The sequence below is a fragment of the Teredinibacter turnerae T7901 genome (genome assembly GCF_000023025.1).
GTDB lineage: Bacteria > Pseudomonadota > Gammaproteobacteria > Pseudomonadales > Cellvibrionaceae > Teredinibacter > Teredinibacter turnerae_B.
In genome coordinates, this window is the sequence record NC_012997.1 from 3,545,730 (window position 1) to 3,561,340 (window position 15,611).

A 15,611-nucleotide genomic window follows, 5' to 3' on the forward strand; every position below is an offset into this window, starting at 1 on the left:
TAACCGTTGATTTGATTTTTTACGAATATAGCTAACAAGGTAATTGATATGGGACTCGGTGGTATTAGCATCTGGCAGCTTCTGATAATTCTTGTCATCGTACTTCTGCTGTTTGGCACCAAGCGTTTGCGGGGACTTGGGGGTGATCTCGGCGGCGCCATTAAAGGGTTCAAAAGTGCGATGAGCGAAGAAGAGAGCAAAGAGAAGTCGCAAGAAAAAATTGAAGCTGACGAGCAGGAAAAAGTGTCAACAACCGTTGAGCAGCCTGAAAAATCCGAGCATAAATCCTAACTTCGTGCGATAGCGGATAAAAACACCATGTTTGACATTGGTTTTTTAGAGCTGGTGGTGGTTGCGGCGGTCGGATTAGTGATTATCGGCCCGGAAAAATTGCCGGGCGCCATACGCACGGTCGCGATCTGGATCGGTACTATCCGGCGCACGCTCGGCAATGCGCGGGCGGAATTCGAGCGTCAAATTGGCGCAGATGAAATTCGTCGCGAAATTCACAACGAGCAGGTTTTGGCGTCTTTACGTGCCGCCAAGAGCACACGGGACGAAATACAAAACAAACTCAACAACCTTGCTTCGGACTCACTCAAATCAGCTGAATCCAAGAATGAATCCGAAAACAATGGCGAGAATTCCACGGCAGTGACACCTGAAAAGCCCGCTTCGACAACGTCCGACCAGACAACTCCATGACGACCCACCAAACCAATGAGCAACTGGATGAGCAACCTCTGGTTACTCACCTGATAGAACTTCGTTCACGACTCCTGAAGTGCTTGGCCGCAGTACTTGCCGTATTTCTTGCACTGTTCAACTGGGCAAATACTATCTACGAATTTGTCGCCGAACCCCTTCAAAAGTACTTGCCTGCAAACAGTCACATGATTGCGACTGATGTGGCTTCGCCATTTCTCACTCCATTTAAACTCACTCTGTTCACTTCGGTGTTTATCGCGATGCCCTTCATTTTTTATCAGATTTGGGCTTTTATCGCGCCGGCACTGTACAACCGAGAAAGAAAAATAGCGCTCCCACTCTTCGGTTCGAGTGTGGTGCTCTTTTATGCGGGAATGGCCTTCGCGTACTACGTGGTATTTCCGCTGGTATTCGGCTTTTTTACTTCTGTCGGGCCCGAAAGCGTCGCGGTGATGACGGACATTACTAAATACCAGAGCTTTGTAATCAAGCTGTTTTTTGCATTTGGCGCCGCCTTTGAGATTCCTGTAGCAACAGTATTGCTGATTTCTGCCGGCGTCTTATCAAGTCAACAACTGGCCAGGAAGCGGCCCTATGTCGTGGTAGCCTGCTTTGTTATTGGAATGCTATTAACGCCGCCAGACATCATCTCGCAAGCGATGCTGGCGATACCTATGTGGATACTGTTCGAACTTGGCCTGCTATTCGGCCGCTTTGTTCGCCCCCATAATATCCAAGACACCGCCGACTCCGATTCCTAACACCCCACACTTCGCAGCGATAAACGTCTGCTTCGAAGTGAACTGGGCTATTATATTCAGCATAACCAAAGTGCCGAGGCCCCTATGCAGATTTTGTATCCTGAAATAAAACCCTATGCACGGCATAACCTGCCTGTCGACGAGGTCCACACGCTCTACGTTGAAGAAAGCGGAAGCACAGACGGGATCCCGGTATTGTTTATTCACGGTGGCCCTGGCGGTGGCTGCAGCGGCCAGGATCGGCGTTTTTTCGACCCGGAAAAATACCGCATTATTCTTTTCGATCAGCGGGGCGCGGGGCGTTCCACCCCGCACGCCGAACTCAAAGACAACACAACGCCGCACCTCATTCAGGATATCGAAGCTATTCGCACTCACCTCAACGTCGAGAAGTGGGTACTGTTCGGCGGTTCCTGGGGTTCTACGCTCTCTCTACTCTATGCTCAGGCCCACCCAGAGACGGTACTTGGCATGGTGCTACGCGGTATTTTTCTATGCCGTGACAAGGATTTACACTGGTTCTACCAGGCCGGTGCGGACCGAATTTTCCCCGATTATTGGAAGGATTTTATCGCTCCGATTCCTGAAGCCGAGCGCGGTGATTTGATGGCTGCTTTCTACAAGCGGCTCACTGACAGTAACGAAATCGCCAAAATGGCCGCGGCCAAAGCCTGGTCGATCTGGGAAGGTCGCTGCGCGACCCTGCGCCCCAACCCTGAGGTGGTTAACGATTTCGCAGACCCACACAAAGCGGTATCCCTCGCGCGCATCGAAGCGCATTATTTTATGAATCAGATTTTCGTGGCACCCAACCAGATCCTGGATAATATGGACCGACTACAGGGAATCCCTGCCACCATAGTTCACGGGCGTTATGACATGGTGTGCCCGCTGGACAATGCGCTCGCGCTACACGATAACTGGCCAGATGCAAAGCTGCATATTATTCGGGATGCTGGCCATGCATCGCGTGAGCCCAGCATCGTCGACGCGCTGGTACGGGCCACCGACGAACTCGCACACGAGCTGTCTGGCGACGGCGACCAGTCAAGCTGAGCCCTGTTCAGCATCCCTTAGCGGGGTAATTTTGCCTTGGGTGTTTTTAAGGGTGAAGGGTTGGGGCCAGCGCAAAACAAAACGCGCCCCGCCCATGGAAGACTCGCCGACGCTGGCCCTGCCGTTATGCCACTCCATTATGCGGCTTACTATCGATAACCCCAAACCAAAGCCGCTTTTGTCAAAGTTGGTATTCATCCGCAATCGCACGAAAGAATTGAAAACCCGTGCTCTATCCTCAGGCGGAATTCCCGGGCCGTCGTCTTCCACTGCCAACGTATAATGGGTCTGGTCAATCTCGAGGGTGACCATTATTTGATTACTGGCGTAACGCTGCGCATTTTGCAGAATGTTGTGTATCGCCCGTTCCATCAAATACCATTCGCAGTGAACTTTCTGGTCGGCAATCCGGTCAATGACACGGTACTTAAGGCTGACCATTTCGCTGCGACTGTTTTTGATCAGTTCGCGCACCAGTGCCCCCAGATCTCCTGGCTGCAAATTCAGCTTACTCACCCCCTGTTCAAACCCCGCATAGGTGAGCAGCTCATTGATCAACCCCTCCATCTCGGCAACATCCTCACGCACGCTACCCAGTTTGCGCGCCTGCAACTGGCGATCTTCAATGTCGGCGGCCATTTCCAAGGCGAATTTCATTCGCGCCAGCGGAGTGCGTAATTCATGAGAAACCGCATAGGTCATTTCTTTATGAGTACTGACTAACTCACGTATCCGTTCAGACATCCGGTTAAACGACTGCGCCAATACGTAGATCGCGGAACGAGGGCCAATGTTCACGGGTAGTGGAACACCGTCCTTGCCTAAGGTGCGGGTTTGCTGTTCGAGGACTTTAAGATCACGCGAGAGTGGCCATACCCAGAAATAGACGATCAGAGCGATGCTCAGGTAAAAAAAGACCAGCAATGCCTGATAGAAATAATTTCCTTGAGAATCGTCCGGCGAATGGTTAAGACTGATGATTTTGTTAAGTTCAGGTATGCGCTTGTAGCTGATAAGCGTGTGCGAGTCCTCGCTGATGGTCACCACATCCCCTGACAAGATACGTTGGCCAAGCCCGGTATCGGCAAATTCAGACACATCGTACAGCTCCAGATCCAACTGCAACTGCGCGCTTAATTTTTGTGTTGCGAGCTCATCCTGCGCGCTCTCGACATTACCCAATGCGAGCTCAATGGCGAGAAACAAGCTTTCAACGTAGCGATTTACTTCTGGTTCAGAATGGTAAATTTGCCATAGTTTGTCGGCACCCCACCCTAACCCAACGATAGAGAACACAATAAGTAGATACAGTGAAGCAAACGCACGATTCATAACAAGCGCAAGCTACCAGGCTTCAGCAACAAACAAATACCCTCGCCCCCACACAGTTTTTATGCGGTTTGGATCATCTGAGTGGTCGCCGAGTTTTTTGCGCAACTGCGATATTCGCACATCAATGGTTCGGTCCATGCCATCGTAGGGTCGGCCGTATATCACGTTAAACAAATATTCCCGACTTAATACTTTGCCCGGCTGCTTGGCAAAAGTCACCAGCATGTCGAACTCGTGACTGGACAGCGAAATAATTTCCCCACCGAGTTTCACTTCTCGAGACGAGACAAAAATACTTAAATCGCCAAAATGCAATTCGGACTGTTCCTTATCTTCTCCCTGCTGATAACGGCGTAAAAGCGCACGAATACGAGCCAGGAGCACGCGCGGCTCAGCAGGTTTGATAACATAATCGTCCGCACCATACTCCAGACCAGATACCTGATCAGCATCGGAATCGCGCGCAGTTAACATCAGGATAGGGCCGTTATACCGTGGCCGAATTTCCTTGCAAATGGTCAATCCATCTTTACCGGGCAACATTACGTCCAAAATCACGATATCAGGGTCGAGGGACTGTACCGCACGCGGTACGGTATGCCCGACCTCTTCCACCACCACTTGAAAGCCGTGGCTTTCGAGGTAGTCTTTCACCAGCTCGGCCAGTCTGCGGTCATCTTCCGCCAGTAATACTAAACTCATCAGAAAAAGCTCCATGGATTGCGCCGACTGCGGCGGTATTTTTTCTTATCGTGCATAACCTTAAATTCCGCCGTCGCCAGATTTATCGAAGTATCGGTGAAGTCCCGCAGCTCAAACGTTACGGTGTCTGCGGCTGCAAGTTGCAATGTAACGCCGCCATTAGTGGTTTGCTCCCAACAGGCAATGGGCACTTCGCGCCCAGACTGAAAAAGGCAAACCGAGCGCGCCTCGGCCGATTCCCAGGACACCCGCACCTGCTCGTGGCACTCCGGCGACTTTTCAGAAAGCAGGCACAGGCGCGGCGCCACACTAAGCTCAGTGACCGAACCGACCACCTGAGATACCGACAGAGCACTGTGCAGGCAACAGCAGCAGGCCACCAGAAACATCAGCGCACTCCGTTGCCCTCGCCTCTTGGGAACCACTCTAAAAATGGTAGACTCCTCCCAAGTGGAAAGTGACTACCGACGTTTCGTCTACCAGTGGACTATTGCTGATTTCCCGCGACAACCACCGATAGTGAAATGTCGCCTGCCAGGACCAGCGATTAGAAATCGGACGCCGCCAGTCGAGCCGGAAAAAGGGCGAGACACCATCATTGGCTTTATAAATAAGGTAATCGTAACGAGGTTCCAATTCGCCAGGATTAATACCGTAGTAATACTGTATAAGCTTTTCGCTCTGCCAGGAAAATCCCGCTGCCGCTTCAAAATGTTCCCCTGCCAGCGAGAACAAATGTGCCAGACCAGCACGGATTTCCTGCCCTTCGTGAATACCGGTTACGTCCTGCAGTAACTGTACACGGAGATCCCAATATTGATTGTAGTAAGCGTACTCCAGGCCAGCTAAACCAGCGGTTTCGCGGCTGTGTAAGTCATCGAGGTCGACAGTTTGCTGGGGGGCGGTTCCTTCATTTTCCGACGCCGTGTCGGCAAACGCGTTATTTCCGGAACTGCCGAATGCCCCGGTTTCGAAAAAATAATTGCCAATACTTCGGGTTTTAAAATAGATTTGATCGAAACCGATTGTGGCCACCGCATTTAACATATGGCTCTGCCGGTACATTAGCGTTAAACCCGCAGTGTCTGTATCGAAGAAGAATCGCTCACCGTAGTAGCGGACTTCGGGAACAAGAAACAAGGGGATATCTTCGCTGTTAATAATTGGATTGGTACGCAAGCCAATACCAGCGCCTAGCGTAACCATCCATTCTCCGAGCGGCACACACCCCGGATCTGAGTCGGTGCAATAATCATCATCTGCACCAGGCGCCGGTTCCTGTGCGTAAACACTTGCACTTAACACCACAAGTAAGAGCGCTATAACACTCCGAACACAAAGAACAAACCACGACAGAAAGCGGCGCGGACATTCAAAGAAGGTTGATCTAGGCAACGAACAAAATCCCCGGATATAAAATAGGTGATTATCAAAACAACTGCGCATTTTAACGACAGCATCGGATGGGTAATGCAACGAATTGTAACTCAGGCACTTAACTAACCGCAGTTGTAAATCACGAGAATGTCCGCAAGCTCGCACTCACAACTGCCGCCGTTTTACATTTTTTTACACTACTGAGTGCGCGCGCAGGTCAAAATACGCTTGCGTTATCCAGGAGGGATACCAGCCACATCGTCTTAATGTGTGGTACGCGCCATCGGAAGGCCCAGCATGAACTTCGCAACGGCTTTCGCATCAATGATTCGTTAGATTCGTAAGTAGTCACGCCCTCTGTTAGAGAGGTGTTGCCGGAGTTCAGTCGAGCTCCGGCTTTTTTATCTCTTCTCTGGTATTGCTCCCCCAGCCTCTCTACAATTTGTCGCTTCACCCTTATTTCTCAATTTCAGCATTCGCATGAAAGTTTTAATTCAACGAGTAACCCAAGCAGCCGTTGACGTGGATTCAATCACCATCGGACAAATCGATGCCGGTATCCTCGCGCTGGTAGGTGTGGAGAAGCAGGACAATCGCGAAACACTGGGCCGCATGGCACAAAAACTACTGAAATACCGGATATTCCCTGACAGTGAAGGCAAAATGAATCTGAGTCTGACCGATACCGGTGGTGGTTTACTGGTTGTCTCACAATTCACCCTGGCGGCGGATACGCGCAAAGGTTTGCGACCTAGTTTCTCGTCCTCGGCACCACCGGACCTCGCTCGTTCACTGTTCGATGAATTTGTCGCTGCTCTGAGAGCCCAGCACCCAAACGTTGAGACTGGCCGCTTCGGTGCAGACATGAAAGTACGCCTGATCAACGATGGGCCCGTGACATTCATGCTCGAGAGCTGACCCACATATAATCGCCAATGGAGAGGGAGATGGTAAAACTGAACTGTGATCTGGGCGAAGGGCTGGACGCGCTAGATGCGCAGGTAATGCCCTTTTTACAAATGGCGAACATTGCCTGCGGCGCGCACGCAGGGAACCCTGAGCGCCTCAAGAAGAGCCTTGAACTAGCCAAAGCCCACGCTGTTACCTGCGGAGCCCACCCGGGCTACCCCGACCGCGACAACATGGGCCGTCAATCCCTTGCGCTTAGCGAGTCTGCGTTAACAGACACTCTGTTGTCACAGCTGACGCTATTCCAAAATCTCTGCCGCGAAACTGCGACCACCATGGCGTACATCAAGCCGCACGGTGCCTTGTACAACGACATGATGTGCGATCTGCATCTCTTTGCCCGCGTGGTGAAAATTCTTGCCAGTCACTGCCCGAGCATACCAGTACTCATCCAGGCAATGCCCTCCAACCATGAGCACGTGCACATCGCGGCACAGTTGGGCCAAACCTTGTGGTTTGAAGGCTTCGCTGACCGAGCTTACGCCCCCAGTGGCCGCCTGGAACCGCGCTCCAAACCAGGCGCAGTGCACACAGACATAGGCACTATAGTTAAACAAGCGCGCGAGCTGACAGAGAACGGACGGGTGCAGGCAACCAACGGCAACTGGATCGAACTGCAGGTCGATACGCTGTGCGTGCACAGCGATACCCAAAACGCTCTCACAGCCGTGAAACAACTGCACCATTATCTTGACACCCAGAGCGAGGGGCCGCGTGTATAAACTCGAACCCATCGCTGCGAACAGTGCCATTGTGTATATCACCAGCCCAGATCCAATCACCGCAACCGGTGTTATTCAGCGCCTGGCAGCCCATTTAAACCGCACCTTCGCCAATCAACTCACAGACTATGTACCTGCTAACCGCTCGCTATTGCTACAGTTCGACTCTCCGCAAAATTGCCGCTTACAGCCACTGAACGCGGCAATTTCTCAGTTTTTCGACCATGCGGATGAAACACCCGATACTGCATCGCGTTTACACGAGGTTCCCGCGCTTTACGATGGCGAAGACCTGCACCCTGTTGCCCAACAAACCGGGCTGTCAGTGAACGAAATAATTGAGTTGCACTCCGGGCGTGTTTACACGGTCGTCGCGGTTGGCTTTTTACCTGGGTTCGCTTATTTGAGCGGCTTGCATAAATCGCTTCGGCTACCTCGTAAAATCACCCCGCGAGCGCGTGTACCCCAGGGGAGCCTGGCGATTGCAGAGGAGTACAGTGGTGTTTACCCGCAAGCATCACCAGGCGGTTGGCATTTGCTCGGTCGCGTTCCTATACCTCTGGTTTCGCCATTTACTGACCTGAAGCCTGGAGAAAGTCCCAACCACTTTGCGGTGGGAGATCAAGTAAAATTTCGCGCGATAACTGGTGCAGATTACGTGGCACTCGGAGGTCGGTGCGGTGAATGATGCGTTGCGAATTATCAAACCCGGCCCCTATACCTTGTTAGTGGATCGTGGGCGACGGCTCTGCCAGCATTTTGGTTTGGCGGCCGGTGGCGCGGCCGATATCCACAGCTACGAGTGGTGCAACCGGCTGCTCGGCAATCCGCCCAATACCCCTGCGCTGGAAATCGCAGCAGGTCCGTTCGCAGCGGAGTTTCTTTTTCAGGGGCACGCGGCGCTCTGTGGCGCTGAGCATAGCGCAAAACTCAATGGCAAACCTGTTCATAACTGGAGCAGTTTTTCGGTTACACCAGGAGATACGCTGCAACTGGGATACGCGCAGTCTGGCGTGCGCAGCTATTTGAGTGTTGGTGGGGTTTGGAACGTCGATACGCTGTTCGACAGCTGTCAGCGGGTTAACGATGACGGCAGCGCACGGCCAATAAAAGCCGGCGAACACATCCATTTTTCAGCGTTAAAACAGCTTAAACTCAACAAAATGACGCCCTGGAATCAAATTCCCGACGATGATTCGGCGCTGTGCTTACCCGTGCGCCCCAGCTATCAATTCCATCGATTTCCAGAAGACCAGCGCCAAGCCCTGATCGACGGACACTACACAATCAGCCCACAAAGTAATCGCATGGGATACCGCTTGCAGGGGCCAGTAGTGCATTGGCCAGCCACGGGCATCGAATCGGAGGGTATTGCGCTTGGTGCGGTACAGATACCGCCGGATGGCCAACCCATTGTTTTACTCAACGACAGACAGACGATTGGTGGTTACCCAAAAATCGGCTGTGTGGAAGCGAGCGCGTGCAGCCGTCTGACACAACGTCGGCCAGGGCAAAAAGTTTCTTTTTGTTGGCTTGATACGGACTAAACAACATGACTTGCACAGCTCACCACTCACCGTGCAAGCCACGAAACGCACAGTTAGTGGCTGCGCGTCGCCAGCCAATCGTGCAGTTGCTCACGGGTCATAGGGTGCGCAAAGAAATAACCTTGCACCTCATCACAGCCAAGTTCAGAGACGGTATTTGCCTGCGCTTCAGTCTCCACACCTTCGGCGATAACACGCATATTAAGCTTGCGCCCCAGGGTAACAATTAGCTCGACGATATCTCGGCCATTTCCCTCATTCACTGCGTGTACAAAGGTTTGATCTATTTTTAAGCAGTCGACAGGCATCTTTTGCAAGTAATTTAACGACGAGAAACCCGTTCCAAAATCATCTACCGACACCTTAAAACCCAACGCTTTAATCTCGCTAATAAGCTGACTTTTCCGCTCCATATCGCGCATGGCAATACTCTCAGTGATTTCGAGATCCACTGAACTAGGGTCGACGCCGGTGTCAGAGAGCACCGCTTTCAGCATATCCATTAACGCGGGATGCTGAAGCTGCGCAACCGAAAGGTTCACCCCCATTTCCAGCCGCGGCCAGCCATTCTCGTTCAAACTGCGCAGCTCGGTTAATGCAGTGCGAAGAATCCACTCGCCCAACCGAATGATCAACCCGGATTGTTCCGCAAGCGGAATAAACACACCAGGTGACACCAGGTCGCCATTGGGGAGTGGCCAGCGAACCAGCGCCTCAACACCAATGGTATTGCCCGTTTGGATATCGATTTTAGGTTGATACATCAAAAAGAGCTGCTCTTGGTCGAATGCTGCGCGCAGATTTTTCAGTAGTTCCAACCGACCCTTCGCTTGCTCCAGAGAGTAACGGTCGAACTGCAATACACCGCCACGGTTGGAAACTTTGGCCGCTTTAAGGACGATATTCGCATCTTTGATAACGCTTATAGCGTTCCCCTCGGCTTCACGCAATGGTACACAGCCCGAGGTCACTGAAATTAGTTGCGCATCGCCTTCTACGGTAAAGGCGGTGTTAAATGCTGCAGCTACCGATTCAGCTCCCACTACAGATTCGTGGCCAAAAATTGCGAAGGTGTCCCCGCCGATACGGGCAAGCATAGTTGGCGGTGAGAAGCTCGACCGCAGGTGGTCGCCCACCGCCTTTAATAACTGGTCGCCATATCGCTGACTGAGTGAAGCATTCATTTCGGCAAAATTGTCGATATTCACCAGTGCGAGAACAGACTTATCCCGTCGACCTTGCGCGATTTCTTCGTCAATTGCCTGGATTAAGGCATTTCGGTTGGGTAGCCCTACTTGCTCATCAACATAAGCGTAACTGCGCAGCTGTTCCACAAGTGCCAGATTGTCAGCGCTGATCGAAATATTAGTGCAAAAAAGCTCTAGTAACGCTTGATCGACTTCGTCGACCTGTGTGTCGCTGGAAACAAAACAGCTCATATCACCGCGTGCACTACTACCAAGGTAAAGCGCCAAGCCGCTTGCCTCAAAAACATTTTCTCGTGAATCCAGGCAGCGGGTAATTAGAGATCGCGGAGTCTCTTCGCTAAGGTCTGATAGGGGTTTATCAATGAGGGCGCAGTACTGTCCAGCAGCGGCAATGATCTCAGGTTGCCCTTCATTCCTGCAGTCGGTGCGGCGCACACAAATCAAACCTTCGGGTGGAACGCTCAAGAGACCGGACAAATGGACAATTACCCCCTGAGCAAATGCGTTGAGCCCACTTTTGCTCATCAGTTCCGCACTCGAACGAACAATCAAATCCAAGCTTTTTTTGCCAGCCTCAATCATTCGGATTTGTTTGTATGAGCGCACCGCAGTGGTCAGCGCTGCGTAGAGTTTGCTCTGGGTCAGCTCAGACTTTAGCTTGTAATCATTGATATCGTAGTCACGAATGACTTCAATTTCGGGCGCCTGATTCGGTTGGCCAGTGCGTAAAATTATTCGTGAATCGGTCACTTTGAGTTCTTCACGAATAACAGCAACCAAGTCTAGACCCGCATTGGGCGTCTCCATCACCACGTCTAACATGATTACCGCAATATCCTTCTGCGATTTTAAAATCTCAATCGTTTCACGAGCAGAATTTGCATGCAAAAACTCAATGGGTCGCCCTAATATACGCGTATTACGCAGCGCAAACGTCGTAGCGGTGTGCACATCTTTTTCATCATCTGTAATCAAGATTCGCCAGACGCTGTTACCGCCAGATTTATGCAACGCGGCTTTGCTGGCAGGAGCCTCGTCTAAAAACTGCATCAGTTCTTCGTCTTTCCTATCATCTGCCATACGGCTAATCACCTTTACCTTCTTCTTCAATGGGCGACACCGGCGCTAGTAGGGGAATCGTTAGTAGAAACTCGGTACCCTCGCCTAATGCGGAATTCACTTGAATAGTTCCCCCCAAAACTCCGGTCACAATATTGTGGACAATATGCATGCCCAGACCATTCCCTCCCTCACCTAATTTAGTTGTGAAAAAAGGATCAAAAATACGGCCTAGATTCTCTGGAGGAATGCCGTTGCCATCGTCACTTATCACTATCCTCACCCCGGGCTCAGCGAGGATATTAACCTGTTCAGCACTAATCCAGATCTCACCGTGATCGCGACCGTCAAAACCATGAATTAAAGCGTTGTTCAATAAATTGGTAACGACTTGCCCAAGTGGTCCGGGAAAGCTGTTGAGTACTACCCGTTCCGGTACATCAATGCGCACCTGATAGGGCGTGTGCTTGAACATAGGCGACAAGGTCATACGGGTTTCGTTAAGCATTTCAGCGAGATTAAATTCTCGCTGCTGGGCGCTGGTTCTATCTACTGCCACCTGCTTAAAGCCACTGACTAACTCAGAGGCACGCTCGAGGCTGGCTACCACCAGGTGAGTCCCCTCTTCCATGTCTGCGATGTACTGGTCGAGTGCCGCGCGGGTAATCCCAGCCTGCATTTCCCGAGTGAAATTTCGAGTGGCATCATAAAGCGACGAGGCTACCGTCAGCCCATTGCCCAGAGGGGTGTTAAGCTCGTGAGCCACACCCGCTACCAGGGCTCCAAGCGCAGCGAGTTTTTCCGACTGGACAAGGTTACCTTGCGCCTGCTGTAATTTATCCAGCGTACCTTGCAACTCACCGTTCAGCTCTACCAGCTCTGCGGTGCGCTCGTTGACCCGGTCTTCCAACGTGGTAAAGGATTGCTCGAGAGAACCGCGCATAATCTCCAATTGCCGGGACAGACCGCCGAACTCGTCCGCCTGAAGCTGCGGAATCGCTGTTTTTAAGTCGCCGCCAGCAATTCCAACCGCAGCGCGCTCCAGCGCTACCAGAGGTTTTATCACCCGCTGTCGTAAGAAGTAACTTACAACGCCCAGCGAAAAGATCAGCTGAAAAATAATAATAGTGAGCAGAAGTTGTGAATCTGCAGCCGCTCGCTGACGTGCCGATTTCAGACTATAACGCAACGCGACCGAGCCTAATTTTTCGCCCTCGAAAGAAATTTGCCGAACCATCTCGATACTTTCCTCGCGCGGCTCCAGGTTTTCTTTTTCGTAGAGCAAAAATGTTTCGCCATCGGCGCCCTGAACGATCACGCTCAGCACCGAGGGATCAATTTTTACGGTGTCCAACAACGGTTCGCCAAGGGAGGGGGCCACATTCCACAGCGGCATCGTCATACCTGCCTGCAGTAAGTCGGCGTAACTGCCGGCCGCGGCCTGGCTTTCATGGGCGATGGTTCGCTGGTAGTTTTCTCTTATAAGAAGACCACCCGTAATCACCGCAGGCGTCGCAATCGAGAGAAAAACCACAATCACAAGAAAGGTTTGAAGGCTGGTTTTCCGTTTTGAAGGGAGCAAACCACCGTCTTGGTCCTGAACGTCTACACCCTTTATCGCTGGAGATTGGTTTGACACACTCTATCCTTAACGATTAGATCGCCCATTAATGAATGGCTTTCCCATTTGGTGGACTTTTTCCTGCAGCTGAAGCATTTTGAGTGTTCGCCAGTGCGGCATCCGTTTCGCTTAATTTTTTAATCCCAGCTTTAACTATAGCCGAATACCACGAACTAGCAGGTCAGCACTTGCGTCTAAAACAAAATGTGCTAACCAGATTCACATTGCAAACTTTAGCGACACACTGCACCAGCAAAACAGCACAGGTTGTCACTACGAGAACTGCCAATGTAACACTTGCAAATCCCTGTCGCGGCTGCTTGAGCCTACAAGCAAAACTAATCCGCCTGTATATTGCTGCCAGTGTAGACGCCTATCCAAAACCACAAAATCACTGGCATTCAGCTCAAATTCCACATCAAACCCAGTATCGGCCTGCAGCTCGATACGCTTAAAGGCGATCAGATTTTTCACTGGGCTAGTGACCCCCGGGATACACCAGCGCGCATACAACTGGACGACTTCCACTGCAGCTCTGGCGCTTGTATTTTTAATGTTCACTTTCAACGAACATGCGTTAGCTGCTTTTGACGCCATTATTTGCGCGTCACCATAGACGATCGAGCTGTAACTCATTCCCTCGCCAAACGCCAGTAGAGACTCTGGGGGAGCGTCGACATAGTGATCAGTTTTGTCATACTTTGGCGATAGTTGAGCGTGCCAGCCAGGCGCCTGATTATAAAATACCGGTAACTGACCTACCGTTACGGGAAAACTTATCGGCAACCGTCCCGCAGGGTTCACATCGCCAAACAAGCAATCAGCGATGGCACTTCCACCAAAGGGACCTGGGTTGAACGCAATCATAACGGCCGCCGATTTTTCAAGCACCCAGCCAATCGTGTGCGGCTTGCTCATTATCATTACCGTAACAATAGGCTTGCCCGTCTCGACCAGTAGGTCAAAAACCGCCGATTGATTTCCTGGCAGGGATAGGTTGGCTCGATCGTGATACTCCCCGTATTGTGTGAGGTCGTCCCCTGCGCAAAAAACGATAGCATCGACATCTCTCGCCGCTTCTTCGATGGCAAAACGATTAGGAGCTTCGTTATTCAACGGGCCACAGTAATCTGCACCGAGATAATCCAAGCGATATCCGCCCCTGACACTGCGTTCGCGCAATGCCTGTTCGAGGGTGACCACCACCGTGCGATGGTCGACATTATTGACCTTATTGGCAAGAAACGCCCAGTCGCCCAATTGGTTGACCAGATTTTTAGCGTTGTCACCAACAACCAGAACTTTGTTCAGGCGGTTTGCAACCAGTGGTAAAGTACCGTCGTTTTTGACCAAGGTGATAGATTGACGAGACGCCTCCTCGGACACCTGCCAGCGTTCCGGCTGCCAGTGCTCAGCTTTGTCTCGCTGCAGCTCGGCTTCGAACAAGCCCAGGGAAAATTTTAGGTGGAGAATGCGGCGCACGCTTTGGTTGATCCGCTCCTCGGTCACTTTACCGCTGCGCACAAGCGCCACCGCACAATCGAAAAATTCTGGTGTGTTCATAAAAACATCGTTACTGGCTTCAAGGCAAAGCTCGACGGCCTGTTCAATATCCGACGCTGCGCTCTGCAGATTTACCATTTGCCCGCAATTATTCCAATCCGTGACCACTACACCTTGATAACGCCATTCCTCCCGCAACAGGTCGTTCAATAACCAGGTATTGGCGGAGCAAGGGATGCCGTTAAGCGATTGGTACCCCACCATCAGGGTTTTGCAGCCTGCATCGAGAACTTTTTTAAACGGGGGCAAAAAAACGGTGCGCATATTGCGCTCAGAAACGTGAACATCGGTGCTGTCTCGCCCCCCCTCCGCCTCTCCGTAGGCGGCAAAATGCTTGGCACACGCAGCAAAAGGCACCCCGGCACCCTCGTAGCCCGCGGCTAACGCGCCGGCATACTCACCAATGAGAAAACTGTCCTCGCCGAAGGTCTCTCCGGTTCGTCCCCAACGGGGGTCACGCGCCATGCATAGCACTGGTGAAAATGTCCAATCGAGCCCTGCGCCATACGCCTCCTGCGCGGTAATCTCCCCAATGCGGCCAAACAGTTCGGTATTCCAGCTACAGGCGGTCGCCAGCTGGGTTGGGAAGACGGTAGAGCCGTCTTCAAAACAGTGGCCGTGGATAGCATCAATACCAAATATTAAAGGAATGCCGAGGCGCGACTTTTCCGCGTTACGGCGTCTCAGCTGCACAATGGTGTCACCGAGGGCGTGCAGGTATGACCCCAGGTGATATTTTTCGATATACGTCTCATAGCCTTCATCAATCGCGGGAAGTTGCATCATCTGACCCAACTTTTCCTCGAGTGACATTCTCGCTAATAAATCGTCTACGCGATCAGCAATTGGAGCTTCGGGGTTTTTATAAAGTGCGTCTTGCAAATCAGCGCCCACGGCTAGGATCTCCTTGTTTCAGCGATCTGACATTATTTTTATCTGTTATCTTCGGCGCCCAACCGCCCTCAGACTAGTTGCTATAGCTACTA

General features: G+C 51.6%; 15 protein-coding genes. 8 read left to right on the top strand and 7 right to left on the bottom strand.

What is annotated here, in order from left to right:
* The first annotated feature begins 48 nt into the window (after positions 1–48).
* The 4 genes from tatA to pip all read left to right on the top strand — a co-directional run bounded on the left by tatA (position 49) and on the right by pip (position 2,525).
* Positions 49–291, top strand: a complete 243-nt coding sequence (gene tatA / locus TERTU_RS14120) for a Sec-independent protein translocase subunit TatA (protein WP_015820458.1) — start codon at positions 49–51, stop codon at positions 289–291.
* 27 nt (positions 292–318) lie between these two features.
* The gene (tatB, locus tag TERTU_RS14125) at positions 319–705 is read left to right on the top strand and encodes a Sec-independent protein translocase protein TatB (RefSeq protein ID WP_015818083.1); all 387 of its coding nucleotides are present in this window, start codon (positions 319–321) and stop codon (positions 703–705) included.
* The gene (gene tatC / locus TERTU_RS14130; protein WP_015817503.1) at positions 702–1,469 is read left to right on the top strand and encodes a twin-arginine translocase subunit TatC; all 768 of its coding nucleotides are present in this window, start codon (positions 702–704) and stop codon (positions 1,467–1,469) included. The genes tatB and tatC overlap by 4 nt, the downstream gene beginning before the upstream one ends.
* Before the next feature lie 84 nt (positions 1,470–1,553).
* Complete coding sequence (gene pip, locus TERTU_RS14135; RefSeq protein WP_015816863.1) at positions 1,554–2,525, top strand: prolyl aminopeptidase; 972 nt, start codon at positions 1,554–1,556, stop codon at positions 2,523–2,525.
* On the opposite strand, the gene TERTU_RS14140 is transcribed toward pip, so the two are convergent.
* The 4 genes from TERTU_RS14140 to TERTU_RS14155 are packed head-to-tail and all read right to left on the bottom strand — an operon-like array spanning position 2,517 to position 5,867.
* Positions 2,517–3,857 (bottom strand): ATP-binding protein, encoded by a 1,341-nt coding sequence (locus tag TERTU_RS14140; protein WP_015817397.1) that lies wholly within the window; start codon positions 3,855–3,857, stop codon positions 2,517–2,519. The genes pip and TERTU_RS14140 overlap by 9 nt on opposite strands.
* 12 nt (positions 3,858–3,869) lie before the next feature.
* Entirely contained in the window at positions 3,870–4,559 is a 690-nt protein-coding gene (locus TERTU_RS14145; RefSeq protein ID WP_015818559.1) for a response regulator, read from the bottom strand.
* On the bottom strand, positions 4,559–4,948 hold the full coding sequence (locus TERTU_RS14150) for a DUF3019 domain-containing protein (protein WP_015817960.1): 390 nt from the start codon (positions 4,946–4,948) through the stop codon (positions 4,559–4,561). The genes TERTU_RS14145 and TERTU_RS14150 overlap by 1 nt, the downstream gene beginning before the upstream one ends.
* Positions 4,949–4,985: 37 nt before the next feature.
* Positions 4,986–5,867: a MipA/OmpV family protein gene (locus TERTU_RS14155; protein WP_019602613.1), complete on the bottom strand. Its 882-nt coding sequence runs from the start codon at positions 5,865–5,867 to the stop codon at positions 4,986–4,988.
* Between the two features lie 549 nt (positions 5,868–6,416).
* Here TERTU_RS14155 and dtd point away from each other — a divergent pair.
* Genes dtd through TERTU_RS14175 form a run of 4 tightly spaced genes read left to right on the top strand, consistent with a single transcriptional unit; the run spans position 6,417 to position 9,174 of the window.
* On the top strand, positions 6,417–6,854 hold the full coding sequence (gene dtd, locus TERTU_RS14160) for a D-aminoacyl-tRNA deacylase (protein WP_015819151.1): 438 nt from the start codon (positions 6,417–6,419) through the stop codon (positions 6,852–6,854).
* A gap of 29 nt (positions 6,855–6,883) precedes the next feature.
* On the top strand, positions 6,884–7,627 hold the full coding sequence (locus TERTU_RS14165; RefSeq protein WP_015820924.1) for a 5-oxoprolinase subunit PxpA: 744 nt from the start codon (positions 6,884–6,886) through the stop codon (positions 7,625–7,627).
* Entirely contained in the window at positions 7,620–8,315 is a 696-nt protein-coding gene (locus TERTU_RS14170; RefSeq protein WP_015820977.1) for a 5-oxoprolinase subunit B family protein, read from the top strand. The genes TERTU_RS14165 and TERTU_RS14170 overlap by 8 nt, the downstream gene beginning before the upstream one ends.
* A complete protein-coding gene (locus TERTU_RS14175) occupies positions 8,308–9,174 on the top strand; it encodes a 5-oxoprolinase subunit C family protein (protein ID WP_015817662.1) in 867 nt (288 codons plus the stop codon). The genes TERTU_RS14170 and TERTU_RS14175 overlap by 8 nt, the downstream gene beginning before the upstream one ends.
* A 53-nt stretch (positions 9,175–9,227) precedes the next feature.
* On the opposite strand, the gene TERTU_RS14180 is transcribed toward TERTU_RS14175, so the two are convergent.
* From TERTU_RS14180 to TERTU_RS14190, 3 genes are all read right to left on the bottom strand, one after another.
* On the bottom strand, positions 9,228–11,462 hold the full coding sequence (locus tag TERTU_RS14180) for a bifunctional diguanylate cyclase/phosphodiesterase (RefSeq protein ID WP_015817493.1): 2,235 nt from the start codon (positions 11,460–11,462) through the stop codon (positions 9,228–9,230).
* A gap of 4 nt (positions 11,463–11,466) precedes the next feature.
* On the bottom strand, positions 11,467–13,080 hold the full coding sequence (locus TERTU_RS14185; RefSeq protein ID WP_015817527.1) for a sensor histidine kinase: 1,614 nt from the start codon (positions 13,078–13,080) through the stop codon (positions 11,467–11,469).
* Between the two features lie 255 nt (positions 13,081–13,335).
* On the bottom strand, positions 13,336–15,519 hold the full coding sequence (locus TERTU_RS14190; RefSeq protein ID WP_015819929.1) for a glycoside hydrolase family 3 N-terminal domain-containing protein: 2,184 nt from the start codon (positions 15,517–15,519) through the stop codon (positions 13,336–13,338).
* Positions 15,520–15,611 lie beyond the last annotated feature (92 nt).

What these genes read in the sequence shown, in the direction of transcription:
- tatA (WP_015820458.1), top strand. Translation starts at nt 49, where the DNA reads ATGGGACTCGGTGGTATTAGCATCTGGCAGCTTCTGATAATTCTTGTC.
- tatB (WP_015818083.1), top strand. Translation starts at nt 319, where the DNA reads ATGTTTGACATTGGTTTTTTAGAGCTGGTGGTGGTTGCGGCGGTCGGA.
- tatC (WP_015817503.1), top strand. Translation starts at nt 702, where the DNA reads ATGACGACCCACCAAACCAATGAGCAACTGGATGAGCAACCTCTGGTT.
- pip (WP_015816863.1), top strand. Translation starts at nt 1,554, where the DNA reads ATGCAGATTTTGTATCCTGAAATAAAACCCTATGCACGGCATAACCTG.
- TERTU_RS14140 (WP_015817397.1), bottom strand. Translation starts at nt 3,857, where the DNA reads ATGAATCGTGCGTTTGCTTCACTGTATCTACTTATTGTGTTCTCTATC.
- TERTU_RS14145 (WP_015818559.1), bottom strand. Translation starts at nt 4,559, where the DNA reads ATGAGTTTAGTATTACTGGCGGAAGATGACCGCAGACTGGCCGAGCTG.
- TERTU_RS14150 (WP_015817960.1), bottom strand. Translation starts at nt 4,948, where the DNA reads ATGTTTCTGGTGGCCTGCTGCTGTTGCCTGCACAGTGCTCTGTCGGTA.
- dtd (WP_015819151.1), top strand. Translation starts at nt 6,417, where the DNA reads ATGAAAGTTTTAATTCAACGAGTAACCCAAGCAGCCGTTGACGTGGAT.
- TERTU_RS14165 (WP_015820924.1), top strand. Translation starts at nt 6,884, where the DNA reads ATGGTAAAACTGAACTGTGATCTGGGCGAAGGGCTGGACGCGCTAGAT.
- TERTU_RS14180 (WP_015817493.1), bottom strand. Translation starts at nt 11,462, where the DNA reads ATGGCAGATGATAGGAAAGACGAAGAACTGATGCAGTTTTTAGACGAG.